The organism is Leifsonia poae, assembly GCF_027921845.1.
Taxonomy (GTDB): Bacteria; Actinomycetota; Actinomycetes; order Actinomycetales; family Microbacteriaceae; genus Leifsonia; species Leifsonia poae.
This window is the reverse complement of record NZ_BSEN01000015.1, coordinates 702,343-721,104: the sequence shown is the minus strand read 5'-3', so window position 1 is coordinate 721,104 and position 18,762 is coordinate 702,343. Positions and strand designations below refer to the sequence as shown.

General features: G+C 67.0%; 22 protein-coding genes. 7 read left to right on the top strand and 15 right to left on the bottom strand.

All coding sequences use genetic code 11. The features are described from left to right. Positions 1-12: 12 nt before the first annotated feature. From PKE84_RS18215 to mdcA, 3 genes are read right to left on the bottom strand one after another with little or no spacing between them, the layout of a single operon-like run. Entirely contained in the window at positions 13-330 is a 318-nt protein-coding gene (locus PKE84_RS18215) for a malonate decarboxylase subunit delta (RefSeq protein WP_271178659.1), read from the bottom strand. After that, entirely contained in the window at positions 317-1,204 is an 888-nt protein-coding gene (locus tag PKE84_RS18210) for a triphosphoribosyl-dephospho-CoA synthase (protein WP_271178658.1), read from the bottom strand. Before PKE84_RS18210 ends, PKE84_RS18215 begins: the two co-directional genes overlap by 14 nt. A gap of 4 nt (positions 1,205-1,208) precedes the next feature. Continuing rightward, complete coding sequence (gene mdcA, locus PKE84_RS18205) at positions 1,209-2,888, bottom strand: malonate decarboxylase subunit alpha (protein WP_271178657.1); 1,680 nt, start codon at positions 2,886-2,888, stop codon at positions 1,209-1,211. A 26-nt stretch (positions 2,889-2,914) separates the two neighbouring features. On the opposite strand from mdcA, the gene PKE84_RS18200 reads away from it, so the two are divergent. Continuing rightward, positions 2,915-3,826, top strand: a complete 912-nt coding sequence (locus tag PKE84_RS18200) for a LysR family transcriptional regulator (protein WP_271178943.1) — start codon at positions 2,915-2,917, stop codon at positions 3,824-3,826. Between the two features lie 5 nt (positions 3,827-3,831). On the opposite strand, the gene PKE84_RS18195 is transcribed toward PKE84_RS18200, so the two are convergent. The 3 genes from PKE84_RS18195 to PKE84_RS18185 all read right to left on the bottom strand — a co-directional run bounded on the left by PKE84_RS18195 (position 3,832) and on the right by PKE84_RS18185 (position 7,004). Beyond that, the gene (locus PKE84_RS18195) at positions 3,832-4,617 is read right to left on the bottom strand and encodes an SGNH/GDSL hydrolase family protein (RefSeq protein WP_271178656.1); all 786 of its coding nucleotides are present in this window, start codon (positions 4,615-4,617) and stop codon (positions 3,832-3,834) included. A 301-nt stretch (positions 4,618-4,918) separates the two neighbouring features. Next, on the bottom strand, positions 4,919-6,130 hold the full coding sequence (locus PKE84_RS18190) for a GDSL-type esterase/lipase family protein (protein WP_271178655.1): 1,212 nt from the start codon (positions 6,128-6,130) through the stop codon (positions 4,919-4,921). Between the two features lie 49 nt (positions 6,131-6,179). Further along, a complete protein-coding gene (locus PKE84_RS18185; protein WP_271178654.1) occupies positions 6,180-7,004 on the bottom strand; it encodes an SDR family oxidoreductase in 825 nt (274 codons plus the stop codon). Between the two features lie 77 nt (positions 7,005-7,081). Here PKE84_RS18185 and PKE84_RS18180 point away from each other — a divergent pair, with 77 nt between their 5' ends. After that, the gene (locus PKE84_RS18180; RefSeq protein ID WP_271178653.1) at positions 7,082-7,657 is read left to right on the top strand and encodes a TetR/AcrR family transcriptional regulator; all 576 of its coding nucleotides are present in this window, start codon (positions 7,082-7,084) and stop codon (positions 7,655-7,657) included. A 2-nt stretch (positions 7,658-7,659) separates the two neighbouring features. Here the strand turns inward: PKE84_RS18180 and PKE84_RS18175 are convergent, their stop codons facing one another. Further along, complete coding sequence (locus tag PKE84_RS18175) at positions 7,660-8,253, bottom strand: TetR/AcrR family transcriptional regulator (RefSeq protein ID WP_271178652.1); 594 nt, start codon at positions 8,251-8,253, stop codon at positions 7,660-7,662. 83 nt (positions 8,254-8,336) lie between these two features. Here PKE84_RS18175 and PKE84_RS18170 point away from each other — a divergent pair, with 83 nt between their 5' ends. Continuing rightward, complete coding sequence (locus tag PKE84_RS18170; protein ID WP_271178651.1) at positions 8,337-9,290, top strand: alpha/beta hydrolase; 954 nt, start codon at positions 8,337-8,339, stop codon at positions 9,288-9,290. A gap of 137 nt (positions 9,291-9,427) precedes the next feature. After that, positions 9,428-9,850, top strand: a complete 423-nt coding sequence (arfB, locus tag PKE84_RS18165) for an alternative ribosome rescue aminoacyl-tRNA hydrolase ArfB (protein WP_271178650.1) — start codon at positions 9,428-9,430, stop codon at positions 9,848-9,850. Between the two features lie 17 nt (positions 9,851-9,867). On the opposite strand, the gene PKE84_RS18160 is transcribed toward arfB, so the two are convergent. Both PKE84_RS18160 and PKE84_RS18155 read right to left on the bottom strand, forming a co-directional pair. Next, positions 9,868-10,518 carry a septum formation family protein gene (locus PKE84_RS18160; protein WP_271178649.1) on the bottom strand — a complete coding sequence of 217 codons (651 nt, stop codon included), beginning with the start codon at positions 10,516-10,518 and terminating at the stop codon, positions 9,868-9,870. Between the two features lie 78 nt (positions 10,519-10,596). Next, the gene (locus tag PKE84_RS18155; protein ID WP_271178648.1) at positions 10,597-11,091 is read right to left on the bottom strand and encodes a DUF1801 domain-containing protein; all 495 of its coding nucleotides are present in this window, start codon (positions 11,089-11,091) and stop codon (positions 10,597-10,599) included. A 136-nt stretch (positions 11,092-11,227) separates the two neighbouring features. Between PKE84_RS18155 and PKE84_RS18150 the strand changes: the two genes are divergently transcribed. Genes PKE84_RS18150 through PKE84_RS18140 form a run of 3 tightly spaced genes read left to right on the top strand, consistent with a single transcriptional unit; the run spans position 11,228 to position 12,682 of the window. Then, the gene (locus PKE84_RS18150) at positions 11,228-11,566 is read left to right on the top strand and encodes an ArsR/SmtB family transcription factor (RefSeq protein ID WP_271178647.1); all 339 of its coding nucleotides are present in this window, start codon (positions 11,228-11,230) and stop codon (positions 11,564-11,566) included. Position 11,567: 1 nt separating this feature from the next. Continuing rightward, positions 11,568-12,224, top strand: coding sequence for a dihydrofolate reductase family protein (locus PKE84_RS18145; RefSeq protein WP_271178646.1), 657 nt, complete (start codon positions 11,568-11,570; stop codon positions 12,222-12,224). Continuing rightward, on the top strand, positions 12,221-12,682 hold the full coding sequence (locus PKE84_RS18140; RefSeq protein ID WP_271178645.1) for an SRPBCC domain-containing protein: 462 nt from the start codon (positions 12,221-12,223) through the stop codon (positions 12,680-12,682). The genes PKE84_RS18145 and PKE84_RS18140 overlap by 4 nt, the downstream gene beginning before the upstream one ends. Before the next feature lie 28 nt (positions 12,683-12,710). Here PKE84_RS18140 and PKE84_RS18135 read toward each other — a convergent pair whose 3' ends face one another. The 6 genes from PKE84_RS18135 to helR form a co-directional block, all read right to left on the bottom strand. Beyond that, positions 12,711-13,940: an RNA polymerase sigma factor gene (locus PKE84_RS18135; protein WP_271178644.1), complete on the bottom strand. Its 1,230-nt coding sequence runs from the start codon at positions 13,938-13,940 to the stop codon at positions 12,711-12,713. Continuing rightward, complete coding sequence (locus PKE84_RS18130; RefSeq protein WP_271178643.1) at positions 13,937-14,287, bottom strand: YciI family protein; 351 nt, start codon at positions 14,285-14,287, stop codon at positions 13,937-13,939. The genes PKE84_RS18135 and PKE84_RS18130 overlap by 4 nt, the downstream gene beginning before the upstream one ends. Positions 14,288-14,318: 31 nt before the next feature. After that, positions 14,319-14,930, bottom strand: a complete 612-nt coding sequence (locus PKE84_RS18125) for a dihydrofolate reductase family protein (RefSeq protein ID WP_271178642.1) — start codon at positions 14,928-14,930, stop codon at positions 14,319-14,321. Positions 14,931-15,060: 130 nt separating this feature from the next. Next, positions 15,061-15,426, bottom strand: a complete 366-nt coding sequence (locus PKE84_RS18120) for a VOC family protein (RefSeq protein ID WP_271178641.1) — start codon at positions 15,424-15,426, stop codon at positions 15,061-15,063. A 31-nt stretch (positions 15,427-15,457) separates the two neighbouring features. Next, the gene (locus tag PKE84_RS18115; RefSeq protein ID WP_271178640.1) at positions 15,458-16,243 is read right to left on the bottom strand and encodes a dienelactone hydrolase family protein; all 786 of its coding nucleotides are present in this window, start codon (positions 16,241-16,243) and stop codon (positions 15,458-15,460) included. Between the two features lie 186 nt (positions 16,244-16,429). Further along, on the bottom strand, positions 16,430-18,643 hold the full coding sequence (gene helR / locus PKE84_RS18110; RefSeq protein ID WP_271178639.1) for an RNA polymerase recycling motor ATPase HelR: 2,214 nt from the start codon (positions 18,641-18,643) through the stop codon (positions 16,430-16,432). Positions 18,644-18,762: the final 119 nt, after the last annotated feature.

Here is an 18,762-nt window from a genome sequence, read left to right as displayed (position 1 = left end):
CTTCCGACATGCTCAGTGCTCCCCTGTGCTGGTACCGACTGCGGTGGATTGATCGAGGGCTTGGAGCAGCCGGATGGAGACGACGGCGGGGGTGGCGCCGAAGTCATTGATCTCGATGGACCCGGTCAGCCCGTACCGAGTGAAGAAGCGGGAGAGCACGTTGCGCCAGATCTCGTCGAACCCGTCGACGCTGGTGCGCACCCTCACGGATGCCAGGTCGGCGGATCCGGGGGTGATGAGGACTTCGAGGTCGCCGGATCCGACGACTCCGATGTGCGCCCGTTGGATCGCTGGACGGCCGCCGGGGAACTCGAATTCAATGGTCTGCATGGAGTGCCTCCTGACGGGCGACCTGCTGGAGCAGGGGTACCGGGGAATCGGTCTGGGGTAGGTGAAGACTGTTCACGAAGATGGCGCCGGCCAAGAGGTCTGCGCTCCCCCCGGGAGAGAGACGGCGCTGGTCGGCGTGATGGGCGAATCGTTCGAGCGCGCTGTCGAACCGGCGCCCATCCAGCGTTCGGCGCGCTGCGCGCTGCATCCATCGCAGGCCGGAGCGTCCACCGCGGTGCAGGATGCACGTGTCGTCGACGGATGCGATGAGGGAAACGAGGGCTCGCTGACGAGAGAGCTCGACGGTGTCACCGCGGCGCAGGCCGGCCCGCAGCGCCGGTAGTGCTACCTGCGTGATGTGGGGGAACCCGGCGGCCGCCTCACTGACCGCCCCCGAAACACCGAAAGCTCGGACTGCCCGCTGCCCGTTCGACGACTGCGCGGGCGCGCCGGCGGAGTCCGATGTTCGCGCGAGTGCTGCCGCACGGCGGAAGATCCCCGCCTCGGTCTCGGCTCTGCCGGCTGCGGTGATGAGCAGTCCAATGGTCCAGAGTGCGCCGCGGTGAGTGTTGACACCGCCGGTCGCGTCGAGCATGGTGGCTTCGCCGATTCGTCCGAGAACACCGACGCGATCGCGCAACTCCTGGGCATCCATGTCCTGCTGGCTCAGAGATGCCAGTCGAATGAACGTCTCGTGGAGGGAATCGGCCGACCGAAGCAGCATCGACACGTCCATGTCAGTGTGACCACCCGAGCCGTTGCGGTCGACGAGGCCGGGTTTAGGGGTCAGAAGGGCTTCCTCCCGAATGGCCTCTACGGCCAGAGCGGCGAGAGTTTCCGGATCGGCCGGGTGCGTACTCAGGGTGGGAGTCACGAGCTCAGAAGTTCCGGAACCTGGCCGGAGGGTCGTAGAGACCACCGGACCAGGCTTGAAGGTCGCCGACGCTCTTCGCGGCGAGCAGCGAACGGTCCGCCCGGCGCACGTCCACGCCGAGGTCTTCGGGGAGTGCGACAACTCCGTCCCGGCGGAGGCGTTCGGTCACCTGTGGATCGTGCCGCAACCCTATGGGCGTTGCGCCGGCGACAGCTGCAATGGCTTCGCGGCGTTCCTCGATGCTGTCGGCCTTGTAGAGGTAGGCAACACCTTCCTCGGTGACGACGTGACTGACGTCGTCACCGTAGATCATCACCGGTGGCAGTGGCATGCCGGCCTGCTCGCCGACGTCGACTGCGTCGAGACGGTCGACGAAGGTGGGGGTTCCGCCGGCTTTGAAGGTCTCCACGAGTTGGACGACGAGCTTCCTTCCCCGCCGGTTCGCGCCCTCGCCCGAGGCCAGGTCCAGCCAGGCCGCGCTTCCGTGCCGTCGACCATGCGGATCGTGGCCCATGTTGGGCGCACCGCCGAAGCCGGCCAGGCGGCCCGCGGTGACGGTCGAGGAGTTCCCGTCGCCGTCGATCTGGAGGGAGGACCCGATGAACATATCGATCGCGTACTGGCCGGCGAGCTGTGCCAGCACCCGATTGGACCGCAGGCTTCCGTCACGTCCGGTGAAGAAGACGTCGGGGCGGGCTGCGACGTAGCGTTCCATGCCGGGCTCGCCTCCGAAACAGTGCACCGATTCGACCCACCCGCTCTCGATCGCAGGGATCAGGGTGGGGTGCGGGTTGAGGACCCAGTTCCGTGCGATCCGTCCGCGCAGATTCAGCTCTTCGCCGTAAGTGGGCAGGATGAGCTCGATGGCGGCAGTGTCCAATCCGATGCCATGGTTCAGTGACACGATCTCGTGCCGCTCGTACACGCCGCGGATCGCGAGCATCGCCTTCAGGATCTCGACGCGGCCGATCTTCCCCGGGTCGCGGGTGAAGAGCGGTTCGAGTTTGTAGGGCTTCGGGCTCACGACGACGACGTCGACCCAGTCGCCGGGGATGTCCACGCGCGGCAGCGTGTCGACGATCTTGTTCACCTGGACGATGACGATGCCATCGTGGAACGCGGTCGCTTCAGCGATCGTCGGCGTGTCCTCCGTATTGGCGCCGGTGTAGAGATTGCCGTCTTCATCCGCGCCTTCGGCGCACAGCAGCGCGACGGTCGGCGGCAGGTCCACGAACATCCGCGCGTACAACTCGACGTAGGTATGGATGGCTCCGATGGTGACGACCTTGTCTTCGACGAGCTGCGCAAGCCGGAGGCTCTGCGGCCCGGCGAAGGCGAGGTCGAGGCGGGACGCGACCCCGCGTTCGAAGATGTCGAGGTGGACAGGCAGGCTGACGGAGGAGATCAGCAGGTGCAGATCATGCAGGCGTTCCGGATCGGCTTGCGCGAGCGCTCCGGCCAGGAAGTCGGCCTGCTTCTGGTTGTCGCCTTCGATGGAGACCCGATCGCCTGGCTGGATCAGGGTGGCCAGCACATCGTCGATGCACCAGGCATCCACCACTTTCGACGAGCCCGTGATGCCGAGTTGCTCGAGACGGCGTCCCTTCTCACGTCGACGGGTGCTCCAGCGGGATTCGAGAACTGCCATGCAAGCCAGTCTCCGCTGGAGCGGAGTTGCGGCCAAGAGCGAATCCGAGGTTTCATTCAGGAATGAATGAAACGTCGGGTTCCTATCTGGCTCCAGCGCTCGCCCAACTGGCGGCGCTCGCGATCGACGAGAACATCACGAGAGCCGCGGAGCGGTCGGGCACGAGTCAACCGACCCTGAGTCGCTCCGTGCGGGCATGGGAGCAGGACCTCGGAATCACCCTTCTCGTTCGGCGAGGTCGAGGCGTGGAGCTCAGTGACGATGGGCGGATACTGGCCGCTGCCGCCGCCGCATCACTGCACACGCTGGATCAAGCGTTGGGGCGCATCCGCGGCACGGTACAGGAGGCACCATTGACCGTCGGATTCCTGCGATCGCTCGGACCGACGGTGGCAGGCGAGCTGATCGCATCCTTCTTGGTGAGCCGCCCGAACACGGTGATCGTGCACCGCGAGGGCTCCAGCACCGACCTGCTCGACTGGCTGGATGAGAGCCGGATAGACGTTGCGATCACTTCACCGCGGCCACCGGATCGGTTCAGCTGGTTGCCCATTGGAGAGCAGGCCCTCGTGCTGGTGGTGCCCTCAGGACACCGGCTCGCGAACGCCACCACGGTCCGCTTGTCCGAGGTTCGAGACGATCCGTTCCTCGCGCTCGACAGTCGGTTCGACGCTCGACAGCGGTCCGATTCGTTGTGCGCCGCGGCTGGATTCACCCCACGCATCGTCCTCGAAGCCGATGACTTCCTGACAGTGCGCGGCTACGTCGCGACCGGGATGGGTGTCGCGGTTCTGCCGGCGGATGCGTCCCTGAGCCCACGTACCGTCAGCATCCCGTTGTCCGACCCGAATGCCCACCGGACGTTCGGCCTCGCCTGGGACCCGTCCAAGGTCGTGCCGCCCACAGCGGCCCTCCTCGCGCATACGCAGGAGCTGGCCCGAAAGTACCCGCAGTGGGCGGACATTCTCGCCTGAGCCAGTTAGCTCGTGAGAACGCGCTCGAGCTCCGCCGCGATCGCCGTCATTCCCGCCTCATTCGGATGGAAGGATCCACCCGTCCGCTCCATCACTTGGTAGAACGGCTGGACCCACGGTTCAACAGACCCAACGGCATGCCCCGCGCTCAGGGATGATGCGCTGATGAGGTCTGCCCCAGTTCGAGCAGCGGCGTCGCTGAACACCTGCCCGATGGCGTCCTGGATCTCAAGGAACTGACCGATCTCAAGGTCGGTGAACGGTGTTGACGACATCGAGTTCTCGTCCAGGACGGTGAGGTAGTCGACCAGCATGACGCGAGCGTTCGGCGCCTTCGCGCGCACGGCCTCAACGATGCGCACGAGACCGGCGGTCGCCTGCTCGATCGCCTGCTGCGTCGGGGCAGGGACTCCGTCCGAGAACATGGCCCCGAGCGTGGGGACCATCGGAGAAGTCGGCTCGAGACGCGCCCATGCCACCCACAACAGGGCTGGCGCGAACTGAAGGTCGTTTCCACCCGCGGTGACGGTGACGACGTCGGCATCCTCGGGAACGCCGTCGAGCTGCGGAGGGAACACCGCTCCCCCGAGAACTTCCTGGGGCGTATCCACCACGGTCGCGGTCGTCGCCCCAGAGACAGTCAGATCCACGAGCTTCGCACCCAGCCGGTCGGCGAGCTGATGAGCATAGTTCCTCTGGGATCGCATTGCGGCCGGATCCGCCACGGGCTCGATCCCCGGGCCGGCTGCGAATGAACTACCCAGTGCTGCGATGAGTTGATGTGTGGTCACAGGACAATGCTGCCACCGCCATCCCATTCGCGCCGCCGATTCATTCAGCACTGCATGAACGCGTTTCCTGAACGCCGAAGCCGACACGCTTCGTGCTCCGGGGATCAGTTCGAGCGCTCACTCGACAGCGCAAGGACGCCCGTCGAGCACGTCGTCATTCCCCCACCCACGGGTTCCGCAACAAGCCCACGGACCCGACTTTCACCGCCGGTATCGAGACGATCCCGACCCGGCTTGACGCACCCGACCCCGCTGCCAGGAGCGGCAAGGCTCCCAGGAGCCGCCGAATCAGCTCACGGCATCAGTGGAGCAGCTGCTCGAGGGCAGGCTTGAGCACCTTCACCCACTCGCGGTAGCCGCTGCCGTTGAGGTGGAGACCGTCCGGGGTGAGTTCCTTGCGCAGCGTCCGCTTCGGCGTGGCAAGGCCCGGCCAGAGGTCGAGGTAATGCGCACCGAACTCCGAAGCAGTCTCTCGGTAGTGATTGTTGATGGTCGTGATCGCGTCGATGTACTTGGCACCGCGGGGCATGACGCTGTTGATCAGTATGGGGACCTCGGCGTCGCGTTTGCGGATCTGCGCGATGAGGTCATGGAAGCGCCGGCCGATCGAGTCTGCGTCTTTCGGGTCACCGCGGATGAGGTCGTTGGTTCCTGCGAGCACGGAGACAAGACGCGGTGAGTCGATAGCGGTATCGACACGGGCCGCGAGTTGGGCAACGGTGTCTCCGCCAATCCCTCGGTTGGCCGTCGGCAGATCAGGCAACCAGCCGTCCCAGAATCCGCCCTCGGTGATGCTGTCACCGAAAAGCACCACTCGGCCCGACGGCGATGGCAGCGCCTCGAAGAGTTGGGCGCGTTTGCGTTCCATCTTGACGACGAAACCCTTTCCGACATCGGCCAGCGGTGGCACGTCACGTCCGGTTGCACCAGGCAACCCGATCGCCATTGCCAGTTCCCGAGCAAGTGATGCGTACACAGTCGCATCCCAACGGAGTGGGGACACCATGTACCCATCCGCCTCATCTCCACCGAACAAGGGCGGAGAGACGAAGGTCGCGCCGCGACGGGTGACAACGGGTGCGGCCAGCCGGTTGAATTCCGTGGCCCGGTCCCCCAGCGCTGGTCTCTCTGGAACGCCGACCACGAAGAGGGATGACGGATCGAAGCGCGCCACCGCGCGGGCCATCAGCGCCTCCAAACGGGCCGCGACACGGGCAGGATTGCGGGTTCCACCCATGCCCGCCAGGTCTGCGGTGCCCACCAGCAGCACAATCGCTCGCGGCAAGGTCACCAGGCTGAAGTACGACCCGACGTCGTCGATGAGCAGTAACTCGTCACCGAGCGCCCGCACCGAGGAGGTCGGGAACCACTCCACCCATTCCCCATGGAGACTGAGCCCATCGCCCAGGAACACGAGATCCCCCGGCTCGGTCGGCAGCAACTGTGACTGCAGTCGGGCTCCAGGACTGAACCTGGTCAAGGTGGCGTGGACCGCGCGTCCGCGAATTGTCATTCTGTGCTCCTCGCTTCGTCGGGTGGAGTGTCCGGGGGGAAATGGTTTCCTAGGACTTCTTGAACTCCTGACCGGCTCGCGTGCCACCGTCGACAAGGATGTCCGTGCCGGTTAGGTAACCGGGTGCCTCGCTCGCGCTAAAGGCGAGAACCGCAGCAACTTCCTCCGGTTTGCCGAATCGTTTGATGGCCGAGAACGTGAGCAAGTCTGCAGCGCCGTGATCTGCCTCGAGCTTGCCCATCGCGGTATCGAAGCTGCCGGGTGAAACGGAGACGATGCGCGCTCCCCGGGCACCGAATGCTGCAGCTTGCTTGCGGGAGTACCAGATGACGAACGCCTTGCTGAAGCTGTAAGCAAGGCCAGAATGCAGCTTCTTCCCGAACACACGCGACCGCCGGACGATGATCTTCTCGAACGCGACCGGGTCGCTCGCCGCTTTCGGGAAGGCACCCGAAGGAACAAGCACCTTTGGCAAACCGTGGCCTGCGACGGAGGCGACGTTCACGAGAGCATCCCCCTCGGCCGCCCGCGCGAGGAAGGCCTCCGTCACATTGACGGTGCCGATTGCATTGATGTGCGCAACGAACTGGGCTGAGCCCATCTGGGGACTGACGCCGGCCGTGTGTACGACAGCTCGGACGTGGTGATCCCCCGCTTCCGCAAAGACCATCAACTTCTCCACCGAAGCCCGATCGGTGATGTCACACACCGTTCCAGAAGCATCGATGCCAGAAGCACTGAGCTCGACGATCGCCGCGTCAATGCGCTCTTGGTTCAGATCAGCCAGAACAATGCGGTGATCAGTTCCGAGGATCCTGGCTGTGGCCATCCCCATCCCGCCGGTCCCACCGGTGATCACGGCAGTCTTCGTCATTTTTCTCCTTTGAGCACGTGCGAACGTATTTACGATACACCTGTCTCGAAATCAAGCAAGCGACTTAGAATCGATTCGTGCCGACAAGTTCCCGAGGGCGTCCGAGGAGTGAGGTTGCTCGGCGCGCCATCCTGACGGCCGCGCGAGAGATCCTCGCCGAGAAGGGCTACGAGCGGCTCACCATTCAGGAGATCGCGGATCGGTCGGGAACGGGTCGGCAGACGATCTACCGGTGGTGGGCGACGAAGGCGCTCATCATCGCCGACCTGCTGCTCGCCGGAGAACTTGACCTACCGTCCGAAGCAGTTCCGGATACGGGCAGCCTGGAGCGGGACCTCACGAGCTGGCTCGAGGCTATCGCCGCGGCCATGCGAGATCCGCTCCAGGCATCCATCACACGCGCGCTCATCACTGCCGCATCCGACGATCCAGAGGAGGCGCGACTCTTGTACTCCATGACTACCGGCCCCGTTCATCAGAGCCTGGTCGACCGAATTTCGAAAGGCAAAGCCGCTGGGCAACTGCGCGTCGAGGTCGATGAAATCGCAGTCGCGGATGCCCTCATCGGCACCGTTCTCTTCGGGGCACTCACCCCAGGCGCAAACCCCGCCGCGCCAGGTGCCGTCGTCTCAGCGCTGGTCGGGCGCTCGTGACACTAAGGTTCGATGCCTAACCGAATGACCCCCAGGGCTCCCGGAATACGGGCAGCATCATCGCGGCTCACCCCGATGTAGACGATGATCGCCATCAACAGGTCGACCACCGCATCGAGGTCGGCGCCCGGGGAGACCTGACCGCGTTTCGCCGCCGCTTGCAGCCGCGCGATGACGTCGGCCCGTGCGGGGCGGGCGAACGCGTTCGTGAGGCTCTCCCCCAATGCGGCGTCGGTCGCGCCGATCGCCGTTGCCGCGCGCAGTACCTCGCCATACGATCCACGCACCGAGACCGCGACGGACTCAAGCCAGTTGCGCAGGTCCTCCCACACATCCTCGGTATGCGCGATCCTGTTCTCGGGCACCGAAACGAAGCCCTCCAAGATGGCCTCGGCGACGACTGCAGCTTTGCTCGGCCACCACCGATACAGGGTGCGCTTGGCGATCCCGGTGTCCGCGAGGATGCCCTCCATCGTCATTGCCGTGTAGCCGGCGTTCTCCAGCTGACGGGACGCGGCGGTCAAGACCTGGGCACGCAGTTGCGGGTCACGTGGTCGACCCCGGCGTGTACCCGAAGGCTCCTGCTCTGCGCTCACGCCCTGAGAGTATCCCATCAATGCTTGCAATTAGGAGACGGGCCGTATTCAATATGACTGCCGTGACCATCAAAGGAGATGCAATGCCCGAAGACACCGTCATTCCCGTCATTCCCCCAGCCGCCCCGACCTTTCTCAGCGAAGCGGCACGGGCTGGACTCGAAGTCCCGATCGTTCGAACCCCGTTCCCCGCTGTGGACGATGTCGCCGGCTGGACCACCTACGTCGAGCAGTCCGATGCCTTCGTCGCCGACATGCTCAGCGGGATGGCACTCCCAATGGAGTCATCCCTGGAACAGATCGCCGGCGTCCCGACCTATGTCGTCACCCCCTCCGGCGCCCCGACCGGCGACGACTCCCCCGTGTTCCTGAGCATCCACGGTGGCGCTCTGATCATGGGCGGCGGCGACCTCACCAGGGTCATGACCGAGATCTCCGCGCTCAGCTCGCCCCTCGTCCACTGGGCTCCGGACTACCGGATGCCGCCCGCGCACCCCTACCCCGCCGGCCTCGACGATGTCATGGCCGTCTACCGGGCGCTCCTGGAAGTCCGCGACCCTTCCCAGATCATCGTGGGAGGCGGTTCTGCCGGAGGCAACCTCGCCGCAGCTCTGATCCTGAAAGCGAAAGACGAGAACCTGCCCATGCCCGCCGGCCTCGTGCTGCTGACTCCCGAGGTGGACCTGACCGAATCGGGAGACAGCTTCACCACCCTGGCCGATGTCAGCGTCGGCCTGCAGAGCCTTCTCGACGTCAACGCCCTCTATGCGGACGGGCATGACCTCACCGAGCCATACCTCTCCCCGCTCTTCGGCGACGTCACCGGGTTCCCGCCGACGCTCCTGATCTCGGGAACTCGCGACCTGTACCTCTCGAACACCGTCCGTTTGCACCGGAAGCTGCGCGAGGCCGGTGTGGATGCCGACCTGCACATTTTCGACGGCCGCCCCCACGCCGGGTACGGCAACGCACCGGAAGAGGCCGCCGTGTCCGCCGAAGTCGGAGCCTTCGTCCAGAAGCACCTCCACACGGCCTGACGACCGGCGCAACCCGGGGACCTCGTCAGGCGCGACGGAGGTTCCCGGGTTGGGCCAATCACCGACTGGCGTCGGATACGGCACCTGCTGCTCCGCCAGCTCTCCCCCGTCCGGCCCGGACATGCCACCCTTGATGCATGGACCTCGTCGTGTCACCTGCGCTGACGATTCCGTCGTCTGAACTCGCGTGGCGATTCTCGCGATCATCGGGTCCTGGCGGCCAGCACGTGAACACCTCGGACAGCAGGGTCGAACTGATCTGGAATATCCGCGGGTCGAAGGCGCTGTCCGATAGTCAACGAGCCATCCTCCTGTCGCGTCTCGGGCATCGGCTCGTCGCCGGCTCCGTGGTCGTCACGACCTCGGAGCGACGGTCCCAGTTGCGGAATCGCGAGACCGCGCTGGCCCGATTGGCCGAGATACTCGCTACCGCGCTGGCTCCGGATACCGCTCCCCGCCGCCCGACCAAAGCGACCCGCGGATCCGAACTCCGGCGGCTCGCCGCCAAGGGCCGGCGTTCGGAGACGAAGAAGCAGCGTCGGCCACCCTCTGAGGAGTGAATGCGGCGGACAGCCGACTAGCGCATCGCAGTCCCCGTGAGCTCGTGTCGTGAGAACGTGTACACGAAGCAGGAGTACGAGCGTGTTCCCGTCGCCCACTGCTGACTGGTGTTCGGATACCGCAGACCGAGCTGGACGTCTTCGTTCCAGACCGCGACCCAGTCCCAGTTCAGGAAAGGCTCGCAGAGGTCGCTGACCTGGGTGTCCAATGCGTCCGTGCCGGGGAACGCCGCTCCCGACGGCTGAGGGAGCACTCCCCTGGTCAGCAGCTGCGCGATGTGCGGTGCCGAGCAGCCGACCACCGGGTAGGCGTTCGCCCACTGCGAGTCGTAGGTCTGAAGGCAATCACCAGGCTTCACCGAGTCGAACGAGGTCGAGGGAACGGTGGCGACGTGGGTCGGGGTCGGCCGCGGAGGAAGCCCCAGCGGCGTCGGCGCCGGTGCGAGGCTCGGGATGTGCGGCGGAGCCGCCTGGAGTGTCGAGGAAGCAGATGCTCGGGAGTCTCCACCAGGAATTCCGCCCGCGATGAAGCCCACGGCCAGAACGACGGCGCCGACCGCCACCGCGGCGGTGACGGAGGCGAGCAGGATCCAGCCCCGCCGTGACAACCCGTCGTGGGTGGCGTCGTCCGCCGGCTCGGCGCCCTTCCGCGAACGACGTTCCGTCACGTGTGCTCCTCCGCTCCCCTGTCCGCTTCCATCCTGCCCTGAGTGGCTGGGTGAGACCTTACGTGGCGGAAGCGGGTATCAGTGCTTCTTGCCCCCGACGCCGGGGACCGACGTGACCTGCCTCATCCACGAGGCGATCTGGTCGTCGTCGATGTCGTCGAGCGACTCGAGTTCCACGCCGCGCGTCGCCTTGCCCATCCCCACCGGTGTCACCGGTGGCTCCGGATCGAGCGCGTTGCCGTTGATGAACATGAGTTTGACGTGGCGGGCGAAGCCGCCGCTGCTGAAGCACCAGCCGTCGCCGACGCCGTAGTACGCCATCCCCCACTTCACCGACCGCTGGAGGTCGGGAAGGGTCTTGGCCGCCAGGGCGTCGATCGCCTCGGCGATTCCGCGCTGCGGCTGCGGCAGGCCGGCGATGTAGGCGAAGACCGGCTTGTCGCCGACGGCCGCCTTCGCGGGACTCGCCCTCCCCGTCATGGCTTCCGGCAGCGTCGTCGCTGCGTCGGCTTCCGCACTGGCTTGCGTCGCCGCATTCTCGACCTGACTCTTGCTGTTCTCCGTGCTGGCCATGGCGCATCTTATTCCTCGGGCGTCGCCGAGCGATACGGTCGCTTCGCGACGGCCACCCGACGCCATCCGCCACCCCGCTCGCCACTCCCCCGCATCGGGGTTGACGAATTCGGCCGCACCGACAATAGTTAGGCATATGCCGAAGTATCACGATGAGCTCGACGCCGTGCTCCGCGCTCTTGCGGATCCCACGCGCCGGGCCATCGTGGAACGGCTGGTGAAGTCTCCGGCCGTGGTGTCGGAGCTGGCAGAGCCGTTTCCGATGGCGCTGCCGTCGTTCATGCAGCACCTGGGCGTCCTCGAGAGCGCGAGCCTCGTCACCTCCGTGAAGCACGGCCGCGTCCGGACCGTGAGCCTGCGACCCGGCGCGCTCGACATCCTGCACCTGTGGCTCGGCGAGCAACGAACCCCCGCCGAGCACCTGGCCGACCGACTCGGCATCCACTTGACCAGAACCACCCCGAAGGAGACCTGACATGACCCGCGTTCGCATGGACCTCTTCGTCTCGTTGGACGGCTACACGACGTCCGACCCGACGCCCGACGACCCGATGGGCCCGGACTGGGGGCGCCTCACGGCGGCCTACACGGCGACTCGCACGTTCCGCGAACGGATCTTCGGCGACACCAGCGGCGCCGGAACGACCGGCGTCGATGACACGTACGCCGCGGCATTCTTCGAGGGCATCGGTTCGGAGATCATGGGAGCAGGGATGTTCGGCCTGCACACGTTCCCCGATGACCCGGACTGGAAGGGATGGTGGGGCGACCGGCCGCCGTTCGGCACCCCGGTCTACGTCCTCACCCGCACCGCGCCCCGTCCCTCGATCTCGATGGACGGCGGGACGACGTTCCATTTCCGAAACGCCGCGATCGGAGACGTGCTCGCCGAGGCGACCGACGCTGCCGGCGGTCAGGACGTGCGGGTCGGCGGGGGTATCGGCACCGCGCTCGAATTCCTGCGCGCCGACCTGGTCGACGACCTGCACCTCATGGTCGCCCCGATCGTCCTCGGCCGGGGGCTCCGGCTGTGGGATGGCGTACCCGCCCTCGACCGCAGCCACACGGTGACGACCGAGGTGGCCGAGAGCGGCACGATCCATGTCACGTTCACGCGGGAGCAGCACGCATGACCATCGAGCGCCGCCTCGCCCGCGCGGAGTTCACCCTGACCCGCGACTACCCGGCTCCCGTCGAACGCGTCTGGGACGCCTTCGCCGACGAGAGCCAGAAGCTCAGTTGGTGGGGCGCGGGCGACGCCGCGGAGCCCCGCGAGTGGGCATACGACTTCCGGGTCGGCGGCCGCGACGTCGCCGAAGCCGAGTTCCACGACGGCCCGGTCTCGCGCTACGTCGCCACGTACACGGACATCGTCGACTACGTGCGGATCGTCACCACGTACGACATGTGGCTCGATGGGATCCACCTGTCCACCTCGGTGGCGTCGCTGGAGTTCCAGCCCATCGACGGAGGCACGCGCTTCACGCACGCCGAGCACGGTGTCTTCTTCGACCAGTTCTGGGCCGACGGGCCCGGCCGCGAGAAGGGGACGCGCGGCCTGCTCGACGCGCTCGGCAACTACCTCGCGTAAGGCTCGCCCCTCGCGGGTGATGGACCGGTCAGCCCGCTAGTTGCCGGCGGCGACGAAGGAGATTCGCCGTCTCGGCGGTGTTGCCCGAGAGTTCGATGGCGCGATCGTACGCGTCGCGAGCGTCCCGGCTCCGTCCGAGCCGGCGGAGGAGGTCCGCCCGCGTGGCGTGGAACGCGTGGTAGGTGTTCAACGCGGCTTCGAGGCTTTCGACCGTCGCCAACCCCACATCCGGGCCATCGATCTCGGCGATCGCGATCGCCCGGTTCAGGGCGACGACCGGCGACGGGTCCAGCGTGATCAGCTGGTCGTAGAGCGCTACGACCTGCGACCAGTCGGTGTCGCGCACGTCGCGGGCCGAGGTGTGCACGGCGTTGATCGCGGCGAGCACCTGGTACCTCCCCGGGGGCTCGCCCGTGGCCAGCCGTTCCCGAACGAGGGCGTGCCCCTCCGCGATCAGGTCCCGATTCCACGCGCCGCGATCCTGTCCGTCGATGGTGACCAGCTCGCCGCTCGTCGAGACACGCGCGGGGCGACGCGCCTCGATGAGCAGCATCATCGCGAGCAGCCCTGTCACCTCGCCGTCGTCCGGCATCAGCTCGTGGATCACGCGGGCCAGCCGGATGGCTTCCGCCGTGAGATCGTCCCGCACCGGATCCGTGTCGGCGCCCGTCGCCAGATAGCCCTCGTTGAACACGAGGAACAGCACGGCGAGCACACCGGAGATGCGTTCGGGGAGGTCGGCCGACGCCGGCACCCGGAACGGGATGCGCGCCTCCCTGATCTTCACCTTCGCGCGGGTGATCCTGCGTCCCATGGCGGACTCCTGCACGAGGAACGCCCGCGCGATCTCATCCGCAGTGAGGCCGCCGACCATCCGCAGCGTGAGCGCCACCCGGCTCTCCATCGAGAGCGCCGGGTGACAGCACGTGAAGATCAGTCGAAGCCGGTCGTCGTCGATCGCGCCCAGAGACGGGGCCGGCTCGTCGTCGAAGATCATCAGTGCTTCCCTGTGTTTGCCGTCGCGCTTGTTCTCACGGCGGATCAGGTCGATCGCCTTGCGATTGGCGGTGGTCGTCAGCCAGCCGCCGGGGTTGGGTGGCACGCCATCGGCCGGCCATCGTTCGACTGCGATGGCGAAGGCCTCGCTCGCCGCTTCTTCCGCGATATCGAGGTCGCCGAACCGCTTGGCCACCGTCGCGACCACCCGTGCCCACTCGTCGCGGTGGGCACGGATGATCGCGTCGTCGACGGCGCTCACGGCTCCAGGAACGGCCGAACCTCGATCTTGCGGTTGCACGCTTTGGAGGCGTCGTGCGCGAGCCCCAACGCGACGTCCAGATCGGCGGCCTCGAGGATCCAGAAGCCGGCGAGGAACTCCTTCGACTCGAGGAAGGGCCCGTCGCTGACGATCGGTGCCTCTCCCCTGTTGTCGACGACGGTGGCGGCGACGGGCCTGCCGAGGCCGCCGGCGAACACCCAATGGCCTTCGGCCTGCAAACGGTCGTTGAACTCGTCGATCGCGGCCGCCTCGGCCGAACTGGCCGACTCGTCCCTGTCGGCCTCGTAGGCCTGACCGTCATCGATGACGGAAACCAGATACTGCATGTCGATCCTCTCCTTCGTTCTCTTCGTGCGATCAGTTGGTGTGGTACTGCGGGCGGCCGGCGGGCCGAAAGGTCTGAATCATCACTCCGCGTGAATCGGTGTGCGAGTCGATGAGGTCCATCGCGAAGTCCCGACCGGAATCTGCGAACAGTCTGGCACCCTGCCCCAGGATGACGGGGACGGTCAGCAGTTCCATCTCGTCGACGAGGTCGTGCTCCAGCAGCCACTGCACGAGAAGACTGCTTCCGTGCACCTGGAGTTCGCCCTCACCGCCGGCCTTCAACTCGGTGACGGCCGCGAGGAGGTCGTCACCGAGCACGGTCGTGTTCGACCACGCCGGCGCCGTCAGGGTCCTGGATGCCACGTACTTCGGCTTCGCGTTCAGTGCGGCTCCGATGGGGTGACGCTTCAGGTCCTCCATCGTTCCCCAGAATTCGAGGAACAGGTCGTACGTCCGACGACCGAACAGAAAGGCGTCGGCGCGCTGGTAGGTCGCGGCGATGTGATCGCGGGTCGAGTCGTCACCGACTCCCCTGGCCCATCCACCGCGGACGAATCCGCCCCGGCGATCCTCGGCACTCGCGCCGCCGTTTCCCTGGGTCACTCCGTCAAGGGTGAGTTGCGTGACAGTCGTCAGTTTCATCTCTCTGCTACTCCTCGTTGTCGGCGCCCAGCCCTTGAGCGCCTTTCATACAGACAACGAACGGACCCACCCGGATCGGACACCTAGTGAGAGATTTATCCCGGCTCGGAGCCGGGGCCCGCTGAATCGCTCAGCGAGGGCCCGGCCCCGATGGTGGCTCCCACAGCTCGATCGGCAGCCCCTCGGGGTCGTGGATGCGCGCGAAGTCTCCGTACTCCGTGGTCCACTCCGGGCGACGCTCGACGGCGATGCCCTCCCCCTCGAGCTTCGCGGCCAGAGCATCCAACTCGGCGACCCGCAGGTTCAGCATGAACGGCTGCTCTGCTGGGAAGTAATCGGAGTCGGCGGGGAACGGAGCGAAGACGGTCATGCCCGCCTGCTGCTGCCAGATGTCCGCATGGCCCGCCTCGATCCCGAGATGCTCGCGGTACCACGCCGCCCGCGCGTCCGGATCCTGGCTCCGGAAGAAGAGTCCGCCGATACCTGTCACTCCCACAGTCCGCTCCTTCGTCGTTCGGATGGCGCGGTCAGCGTACCACCGGCCCTTCCGGTGTCGGCTCGTCCGACGGCCGCCCACGACCGAGGTGCCTTGTGAGGAAGTGCGCCGAGTCCTCCGTCTCGAACCACGGCACCTGGTGGTGACCGCCCGGGTTGGCGTGGAGGGTCTTCTCCGGCGACGCGAAGGCGTCGAACAGCTCGAAGCCCGAGCGGCGTGAGATCTCCGCATCGTCCCACGGCAGCAGGAACTGGATCGGGATGGTGATCCGGCGTGCGGCCTCGAGCAGCGCGTCGTAGACCAGCACACCGCCGAAGACGGCGGCGGTGATGCGCTGTTCGACGGCGGCCAGCGGCAGGCCGATCGCCGAGGCGAGCGTCATGCCGGTGTAGGCGACCGGACCACCGCTGCCGATCTCGGGCACGGTCTGGAGGGCGTCCAGCGTCGCCTGCCATTCCGGAACAGCACGCTCGGCCAGGGAGGCATTGTAGGCGGTCACGATCGCGTCGATCGACTGACCGGATGCCCGGGCGTCGAGCATCCGGGAGACCTGGGCCTGGTCCTCGGCGGAGCGAGGGCGCTCGCCGTGACCGGGCGCGTCGATGGACGCGACGGCGTACCCGCAGGTCGTGACGTAGTAGCGAGCGCGGGCGACGAGCGCCGTTGCGAACTTGTGCAGCCCGCCGCCGTGACCCATCAGCACCAGGGGTGCGGGATCGGTGGCGGATGCGGGCGACCAGACGACGCCGGTCACGTCGTACAGTGCGAAGGTGCGTTCGATGACGCCGTCGGCCGACGTCTCAGAAGTGAAGTGCATGGCTGTTGCCTTTCGGGAGTGCCTGAACGAGGCGCTCCCGGCGACGACCTGCGTCAGCCGGCCACCCGTGGCAGAGACGGGAAGCACCCCATGGATACTGCGATCATGGGTTCCACCTCCTCGAGCTCGTCACGGACCCCTGGACGATAGCAGCACCGCGGCCGGCGCGTCCAGCATCTGTCCGGTTCACTGAACCGACAGCGGCTCCTTCACCTGCGATGAGGTGAGGATCACGAGCCGCTGGGTCGCCCGTGTCATCGCCACATAGCGGTCGACCGCCCCTTCGATGCCCGTGCCGAACGACTCCGGGTCGATGAGCACGACCAGGTCGAATTCGAGTCCCTTCGACAGTTCCGGTGTCAGCAGCCGCGTGCGGCTCCTCCCCCGCACAACATCGACGCCCACCTCGACCCCGGCGGCGACGCTGCCGATGACGGCGGCGATCCCCTCCGGATGCTCGTCGAGCCACGCATCCAGAATCGACGGCAGCTCTGCCACGGCGCCGTGCTGCACCGGAACACCGCTCGTCCGCACGGACGTCGGCACGTTCGCGTCCGGCAGCACCGACCGGATGACCGGCTCCGCCTCGACCATGACCTCCTCCGGTGTGCGGTAGTTGATGGTGAGCGACGCCGTCGTGACCTGGCCGAGCCCGACCCGCCCGAGACGCTCTTCCCACGTCTCCCTGAACCCGTGCCGCGCCTGAGCGCGGTCCCCGACGATGGTGAAACTGCGCGACGGGCAGCGGCTCAGCAGCATCTGCCACTCGGCATCGGTGAGCTCCTGGGCCTCGTCGACGACGATCTGCGCGAACGGGCCCGCCCGCAGATCCGGGTCGGCGCTCGGCAACGCGGACTCGTCGACCAGGCTGTTCTGCGCATCCGGACGTCGCAGCATCGACATCACCTGCATCTCACTGTCGTCGGATTCGATGAGGTGCTCGACGACCTGCGCCATCTGCTCGCGGGATGCCGCGATCGCGGCGTCTCGCTGCCGCGTGCGTCGCGCCGCCTCAGGATCGCCGATGCGCCGGCGTGCAGCGTCGAGGTAGGGCAGGTCGGACACCGTCCAGGCGCGGGGATCCGGCCGCTGGAGCATCCGGAGCTCGTCGGCGCCGAGCCAGGGAGCGCACAGGCGCAGATACGCGGGCACCGTCCAGAGGTCCCCGACGACGCCGGCCGGGTCGAGGAGCGGCCACGCCCGTGCGAAGATTCCGGTCAGCTGTTCGTTCTGCAGGAGGGCCCTACGCGCGACGTGCGGGGGGACCTCCTCATCGTCGAGCTGATCGATCAGGATGTCGAGCAGCGCCTCCCACACCTGGTCGCGAGCCTCGTTGTGCGGGGCGCCGGGGTCGGCCGCGTCGAAGGCCTCGGCCCACTCGGCGCGGCTGAGCGGCAGGTCCGCCCAGGGCGTCTCGACGATCATCCCGGTGGCCGGCGGCTGCTCGTAGTACCGCACCGCGGCGTCGATCAGTCGCACCGGATCGGCGGATGCCTTCAGAGCCGCCACCGGCGGGTCGGCTTCCGTGATCGCATCGGCTCCCTCGGCGACAAGATCGCGGAGTGTGCAGATCTGCACGCTGTCCTCCCCCAGGCTCGGGAGCACGTCGTCCACATAGGCCAGATACGCCTGGTGCGGGCCGACGAACAGCACGCCGCCCGAGCCGCGAGCGATGTGCGGATCCGCGTACAGCAGGTAGGCGGCACGGTGGAGGGCGACCACGGTCTTGCCGGTGCCGGGGCCGCCGTCGACGACGAGGGCGCCGCGGGATCCTGCCCGGATGATCGCATCCTGGTCGGCCTGGATCGTGCCGAGCACGTCACGCATCCGGGGTGAGCGACTGCTGCCGAGGCTCGCGATGAACGCCGACTGATCGTCGAGCGCGGCGTTGTCTGCGAAGCCGTCGGGATCGAACACCTCGTCCCAGTAGTCGCTGACTCTGCCGTGCGTCCAGCGGTAGCGGCGACGGCTCGCCAGCCCCATCGGATCGCCGTGCGTCGCGCCGAAGAACGGCTCGGCGGCCGGTGACCGCCAGTCGCGAAGGAGGCGGCCTCCTGCGCTGTCCGTCAGGCCGAAGCGCCCGATGTACACGGGTTCGCCACCGTCGTCCGGCACGATGCGACCGAGGCACAGATCCAGTCCGTATCGACGGAGCGACCGCAGCCGTGCCGTCACGCGATGGATCTCGATATCGCGGTCCATCGCGGCCTGACCGGGGCCCCCTGGTGCCGCGAGTTGCGCCTCGAGGTGCGCGCTGAGCTCGGCGATCGTCTGATCGAGGCTCGCCTGGATCGCCGCGAAGTGCCGCTCATCGTCGGCGATCAGCCGCGGGTCGGACTTCGCGGCCAATCGTGCCGGCAGGTCGAAGGCGCTGTTGGTCACGTCCTCGCCGGGCCCCATTCCGCCGCTTGTCGAATCACTCTCATCCGTCCCGTACACCGTCGACACCACGCCCATTCAGCGACTCCCCTCATGCTGCTCTCCGCCTCGGCCGACTAGTCTGCGCCATGACCCGGGTC